Source organism: Nostoc sp. (assembly GCF_036917635.1).
Classification (GTDB): domain Bacteria; phylum Cyanobacteriota; class Cyanobacteriia; order Cyanobacteriales; family Nostocaceae; genus Nostoc.
Window position 1 is genome coordinate 38,780 of sequence record NZ_JBALCW010000075.1, and the last position, 6,036, is coordinate 44,815.

At 44.2% G+C, this 6,036-nt stretch carries 6 protein-coding genes; 4 read left to right on the forward strand and 2 right to left on the reverse strand.

Annotated features, from left to right (window positions below):
• Window positions 1-8 precede the first annotated feature (8 nt).
• Window positions 9-1,454, forward strand: a complete 1,446-nt coding sequence (locus V7K32_RS17775; RefSeq protein ID WP_334995144.1) for an MlaD family protein — start codon at window positions 9-11, stop codon at window positions 1,452-1,454.
• Window positions 1,455-1,672: 218 nt separating this feature from the next.
• Here the strand turns inward: V7K32_RS17775 and V7K32_RS17780 are convergent, their stop codons facing one another.
• The gene (locus tag V7K32_RS17780) at window positions 1,673-2,269 is read right to left on the reverse strand and encodes a TetR family transcriptional regulator (RefSeq protein ID WP_334995145.1); all 597 of its coding nucleotides are present in this window, start codon (window positions 2,267-2,269) and stop codon (window positions 1,673-1,675) included.
• On the reverse strand, window positions 2,266-3,255 hold the full coding sequence (locus tag V7K32_RS17785) for an aldo/keto reductase (protein ID WP_334995146.1): 990 nt from the start codon (window positions 3,253-3,255) through the stop codon (window positions 2,266-2,268). Before V7K32_RS17785 ends, V7K32_RS17780 begins: the two co-directional genes overlap by 4 nt.
• A 372-nt stretch (window positions 3,256-3,627) precedes the next feature.
• Here V7K32_RS17785 and V7K32_RS17790 point away from each other — a divergent pair, with 372 nt between their 5' ends.
• From V7K32_RS17790 to V7K32_RS17800, 3 genes are all read left to right on the forward strand, one after another.
• Window positions 3,628-4,746 carry a phosphotransferase enzyme family protein gene (locus V7K32_RS17790; RefSeq protein WP_334995147.1) on the forward strand — a complete coding sequence of 373 codons (1,119 nt, stop codon included), beginning with the start codon at window positions 3,628-3,630 and terminating at the stop codon, window positions 4,744-4,746.
• Window positions 4,743-5,282, forward strand: coding sequence for a DOMON-like domain-containing protein (locus tag V7K32_RS17795; RefSeq protein WP_334995148.1), 540 nt, complete (start codon window positions 4,743-4,745; stop codon window positions 5,280-5,282). Before V7K32_RS17790 ends, V7K32_RS17795 begins: the two co-directional genes overlap by 4 nt.
• Before the next feature lie 76 nt (window positions 5,283-5,358).
• On the forward strand, window positions 5,359-5,607 hold the full coding sequence (locus tag V7K32_RS17800; RefSeq protein WP_334995149.1) for a GIY-YIG nuclease family protein: 249 nt from the start codon (window positions 5,359-5,361) through the stop codon (window positions 5,605-5,607).
• Window positions 5,608-6,036: the final 429 nt, after the last annotated feature.

A 6,036-nucleotide genomic window follows, 5' to 3' on the forward strand; every position in this document is an offset into this window, starting at 1 on the left:
GCAAAAAAATGCGAGGTCTTATGACAAGCAGCTTCGCGTCTGGGCGAACATTTAGAGAAGGCTCTGTGGGGTTGTTACTCCTGCTAGGATTAGGGGTATTTGGATTACTCTTTTTGTGGTTAAATAGATTCACTCCTGCTGGTCGTTCATACAAAATTATTGTAGAATTTGCTAACGCTGGCGGAATGCAAAAGGGAGCAGCAGTTCGCTATCGTGGTTTTAAGGTAGGAACTATTTCCCAGGTTCGACCCAGAGCAAATGCCATTGATGTAGAGATTGAAATTGGCCAAACTGATTTACTTCTCCCCCGGAATGTACTGGTGGAAGCTAATCAAAGCGGATTAATTAGCGAAAGTATTATCGACATCACACCAAAAGCAACGTTACCTACTGGGGTTGTAATTGCTAAACCCCTAGATAAAAATTGCGATCAGAGCCTGATAATTTGTAATGGCTCTCGGTTAAAAGGTCAGGTTGGCATCAGTGTTGATGAATTAATTCGCAGTTCAACTGATTTAGCCGCTGCATACAATAACCCCCAATTTTATAGAAATGTCAATAGGGTTCTAGAAACTACCACAAGCGCAGCAACCAGTTTTACTGGGCTAAGTCAAGATTTACAAGGTTTGACCAAAAACTTGCGACAACAACTTAATACCTTTTCAGCCACTGCTAATTCAGTGCAACGAGCGACAAACCAACTTAGTGCATCTTCGAGTCAAACAATAAATAAATTCGGTGCAACTGCAACTCAAGCAAATCGTTTGCTGAACAATCTAGATAATTTATTGACAACAAATCGTTCTTCGCTGGTTGGCGCTTTGAACAATATTACCGAAACCAGCAACCAACTGCGTGTTACAGTCAGTAGCCTATCACCAGCTGTGAATCGATTCACTCAAGGAAAATTAATCAATAATTTAGAAACTCTTTCAGCAAATGCAGCGCAAGCCTCAGCTAATTTACGTGATGCTTCAAAAACCTTAAACGATCCAAAGAATGTGGTGCTGCTGCAACAAACTTTAGATTCAGCACGAGTAACCTTTGAAAATAGCCAAAAAATTACATCTGATTTGGATGAGTTGACAGGTGATCCTACTTTCCGACAAAATTTGCGGCAATTGGTGAATGGTCTAAGTAGTTTAGTATCTTCTACACAACAGATGCAGCAACAAGTGCAAGTTGCTACTACTCTAGATTCGGTAAAAACTGCTGTGAGCAAACCAAAGAATCTAATTCCTATCCCAACACCAACTCAAGAGGCAATGTCTAATGATAAGTCTCTATCGGTCTACGTAATTAATCCCCCAGCTGCTAATTTTGTCAGTACCGACATCAACCCGGAACCAACCCCAACCCCCAGTCAGTCGATCTCTAACTCATCCCAAGAAGACCTGTTGAAGCAGCTGCGGGAGTATGGTAAGCAACGGGAGCAACTGGAGACGGGAAAATAGGCAATACAGCTTGACCGAATTTTAAATTTTGGATAATGGAATTGAAAGATTCGTATTGAAAAGTTTGCCACGGAGTGATATAGTATCTGCTTGATTGCTTATTAAACCCCAAGAACCCCACCCCGCCAAAGCTATGCTTTGTCTCCCTTCCCCGCAAGCGAAGAGGGGATTAAGGGGAGCCAAATCTAAAATTGTTTAGATCCAATGCTGACTAGCAGTTAAACGATTAACTCACCCACCACAAGACCAGCAACTACCAAGCGCCATACTTGGTTAAAGTCCGTGTCGATGTCTGGATTGCTCCATTCGGATGCGTGGGCTGGATGGTGAAATCGAACCGTCGCTTGAAAGACTGCCTTCGCTGCTACCTGCGGATCTGTTACCTTAAACTCGTTACTGGAAATACCGCTCTCGACGATCGCAGCGATTTGGCTTATCAGTTCAGCAATGTGAGCTTGAACTACCCCTCGCGCCTCTTGAGCGATCGCAGAATAGGTTGCAAACAACTCTGGCTCGTTCAGAACTTTTTGACGTTTCAGAGTCATGAGTTGCTCAAACCATCGGTGCAACCGTTCAACGGCGGAACCCTGTTCTTCGGCGATCGCTGCTAATGGTGTAGAAACCCGATGCAGCCAACGTTCTGCTACCGCATCGCGCAAGGCTGCCTTGCTGGGAAAATGCCGATAAATCGTGCCGTGGCTCACCTCTAAAAAGCGAGCCACATCGACCACTGTTGCCTTTGCCAGACCGTAACGACGCAAAACCTCTTCCGCCGCGTCGAGAATCCGCTCCGGTGTCAAAGCTGAATCATTCATCTCTTTTCACTATCCAACATCCGCATTTGATCTGGATCATAGCGATCGCCAGCTACGGCATTTAGTGGCACTGCTGTTTCAATCCGGGCGAGATCATCCTCGCTTAAGTGTAGATCCAACGCACCGAGTGCTTCATTCAAGCGATCGCGACGCCGCGCCCCAATCAGTGGCACAATGTCGTTCCCCCGCGATAACACCCAAGCAATTGCCACTTGAGCAACCGTCGCATTCTGTTCTTGGGCAATCAGGCCAAGGGCTTCGACTAGCAACAAATTGCGATCTAGATTCTCTCCAGAGAAGCGGGGCAGATGTCCGCGAAAGTGATTAGAGCGTTCTTTCGACCAGTGACCGCTCAACAACCCCTGTGAAAGGACTCCATAAGCGGTGACAGCAATGCCCAATTCCCGCACAGTCGGGAGGATGTCATCTTCAATGCCACGACTCAGGAGCGAATATTCAATCTGAAGGCAAGTGATCGGATGAATCGCATAAGCACGCCTAATTGTATCTGCACCCATTTCAGATAAACCAATCTGGCGAACATATCCAGCTTTCACCATTTCGCTAATCGCCCCAACGGTGTCTTCAATGGGCACCCTTGGATCGAGTCGGGCTGGCTGGTAAAGGTCAATGTAATCGGTTCCCAGTCGTTTTAATGTATAGGCAAGTGAAGTTTTCACGGCTTCAGGACGACCATCGAAGCCAATAAACTTACCGTCAGGCGATCGCAATGCCCCGAATTTAACAGCAATAAAAACATCTTCCCGCCGTCGTCCTGCTAGGGCTTCGTGTAGCAGCAGTTCATTGTGACCCATGCCGTAAAAGTCGCCTGTATCAAGTAAATTAACGCCTGCATCAAGCGCTGCATGAATCGTTGCAATACTTTCTTGGCGATCGGCTGGGCCATAAGCATCAGACATGCCCATACAGCCAAGCCCAAGTGCTGATATTGTTGAACCGTTTTTTCCCAGTTTACGTGACAACATAGCAAGTTCTCCACTGTGGTGATACAACTATGATACTGATTAAATGACAAAAATCAATATCTGTCATTTAATATTTGTTAGTGTCGTCTAAGACGGTGAGCATGTCGCTCGCACCTTGATTTTGCAAGCTTATACTTGCGCCCTGTGTTACCCTGGCTATTTCATTCTCATCTAGCCCGCCTCAGAATTCATTCTGAGTCTAATAGCACTCATTCGTCTAAAGACGACTGAGAAAAGATTAAAGTCCGTTAAAACGGACTTTAGTTATGAGCCGCAAAACTGAGCGTCATTACGAATTATCTTGACACTTGCGCTACGATATCCCCTATTGCCTTTGTGCAATGTATGTGAGGAGTAGTACAGGTCAAAAACATGATAGAAGAATTCAATACACAAAGCGCAGAGAATCTGGTTGCGATCGCTGCTCAATTCGCTAGGCTGGGGAAGGTTACAGACGTTAAAGCTTTTGGAAGTGGTAATATCAATGACACCTTCTTAGTAAATCTAGATGATTCAGAAGAACAATATTTTGTCCTGCAACGCATCAACACGCAGGTATTCCGGCAGCCACATCTGATTATGCAGAATATGCGTACCTTCACTGAGCATGTTCGTAAACGATTACAGCATACACCTTTGAATCGTCGCTGGGAAGTGCCACGCGTACTGTTGACTAAGGATGCTCAAGACTACTGGAGGGATACAAATGGCTCCTTTTGGCGGGCGATCAGCTTTATTGAAGGCTCCCAGTGTTTCGATACTATGCGCGATCGCTCACATGCGAAAGAAATCGGTTATGCCTTGGGGATGTTCCACAATCTAATCAGCGATTTGCCACCAGAAAAACTCGCCGATACCCTTCAAGGATTCCATATTACACCGCTTTATCTCCAGCATTACCAAGAAGTGTTGACGAAAACTATTGCGTGTCAATCTTCGGAAGTTAATTATTGCTTGCAGTTTGTTAGCGATCGCCAAAGCTTTGCACATATCCTAGAAAATGCCAAAATTGAAGGCAAGCTACCCTTGCGTCTGATGCACGGCGATCCAAAAATCAATAACGTCATGTTTGACACTGCTACCCTGCAAGCCGTCAGCGTCATCGACCTCGACACCGTTAAACCCGGTCTGGTACATTACGATATTGGTGATTGCTTGCGATCGGGTTGCAATCCGGCTGGAGAAGAAACTGAGAATTGGGACAGTGTTTATTTCGATACCGACCTATGTCAGGGAATCTTACAAGGTTATCTCTCGGTAGCAAAGGCGTTTCTGACTGAGAATGACTACGCATATATATACGATGCAATTCGTCTGATCGCTTTTGAACTAGGATTGAGATTTTTTGCTGATTATTTAGCAGGGAATGTCTACTTCAAAGTTAAACACCCAGAACATAATTTGGCCAGAGCGATCGTCCAGTTTAAGCTTACCGAAAGTATTGAATCTCAAAAAACGCAAATTTGTAATATTATTAAAGACATGAAATGAGCGAACAGACATTTTCCCTGCAACCCTTTCTTTATACAAAATCCCTGCCTAATTTGAAAATTGCAGGTAATATTGCCAGAAATAGTAATCAACTTGCCATCCGCTATATCCTTGAGGACGATTTAAAAGAAATTGCAATCGCCCCACCATCAAATACACCATCACGTAAGCATGAACTTTGGCAAGACACCTGCTTCGAGTTCTTTCTTGGTGTCAAAGATTCTGCACAGTATTGGGAATTTAATCTCTCTCCCGCCGGACACTGGAATGTATATCGCTTTGATGGATACCGTCAAGGAATGCAAGAGGAAACAGCGTTTACAACACTTCCGTTTAGCATTCAAAATCAACTTGACAGTTTAGCACTTGTGTTGGATGTAGATTTGGATAAAATCATCTCGGCAGAACAAGACATTGAAGTTGGCATTACTAGCGTTATTAAAGATAGAGATGGTGAGGGAACTTACTGCGCGTTAACTCATAGAGGCGCGGAGGCTGACTTTCATTTGCGGGATAGTTTTATTGTTAAGTTGTGAGATACGTTTTTATATAGCTTGCAAAGTTGGGAATATTAGCTGTAGAGACTTAACTTAGTAACTATAGAACGTGAATATGAATATAAATGAATATATCTTGCAATTACCTCATACAAGTATAAAAAACAGAGAGTTACTTCCTGAGAAGTCAGGAATATACTACGTACTAGATGAACAATTTATAGTTTGGTATGTAGGGCAGGCGAAAAATTTACGTAGTCGTTGGGCAGGTGATAGCCATCACAGAGCTATGGAACGACAGCGCATTGAGGAGTACAACCCGCAACTGAACGGAACTAAAATTAAAACCTCTGAAAAAGGTTGACGTTTTATCCGACATTCTGCGGGTGCGATGGCGTACCCGCCCTTTCCGGTGGCGATCGCACCGTCCCAACCCGTATCAAATCCTCACTCATCCTTGGCAATGGCATCAACAGCGACATAGGTAGAGACAAAGGCTTTCGCTATTATACTTGCGGTAGATGCACAACAAAGAGTAAGTAAGCCCGGACAAATCAACCTACTATGTAACACTACGCTTGGGTTAAGCATTTTTTCCTTCTCTCTGTGTCCTCTGCGCCTCTGCGGTATACGTTAAAAGAATTGACTTTGACAAAGAGTTTTAACTTATATCTCAACCACAGCGATATTTACACATCTACAGGACTTACGCAACTGGCACAAAATATGGTCAGTGCTTTGCCCTGCCACGCAAATTTAAATTAGACCAAACACATATGAATGTCTGGACGTT

Bases quoted from the DNA above. Each gene is read 5' to 3' on its own strand.
- V7K32_RS17795 (WP_334995148.1), top strand. From the start codon at position 4,743: ATGAGCGAACAGACATTTTCCCTGCAACCCTTTCTTTATACAAAATCC.
- V7K32_RS17775 (WP_334995144.1), top strand. From the start codon at position 9: ATGCGAGGTCTTATGACAAGCAGCTTCGCGTCTGGGCGAACATTTAGA.
- V7K32_RS17790 (WP_334995147.1), top strand. From the start codon at position 3,628: ATGATAGAAGAATTCAATACACAAAGCGCAGAGAATCTGGTTGCGATC.
- V7K32_RS17800 (WP_334995149.1), top strand. From the start codon at position 5,359: ATGAATATAAATGAATATATCTTGCAATTACCTCATACAAGTATAAAA.
- V7K32_RS17780 (WP_334995145.1), bottom strand. From the start codon at position 2,269: ATGAATGATTCAGCTTTGACACCGGAGCGGATTCTCGACGCGGCGGAA.
- V7K32_RS17785 (WP_334995146.1), bottom strand. From the start codon at position 3,255: ATGTTGTCACGTAAACTGGGAAAAAACGGTTCAACAATATCAGCACTT.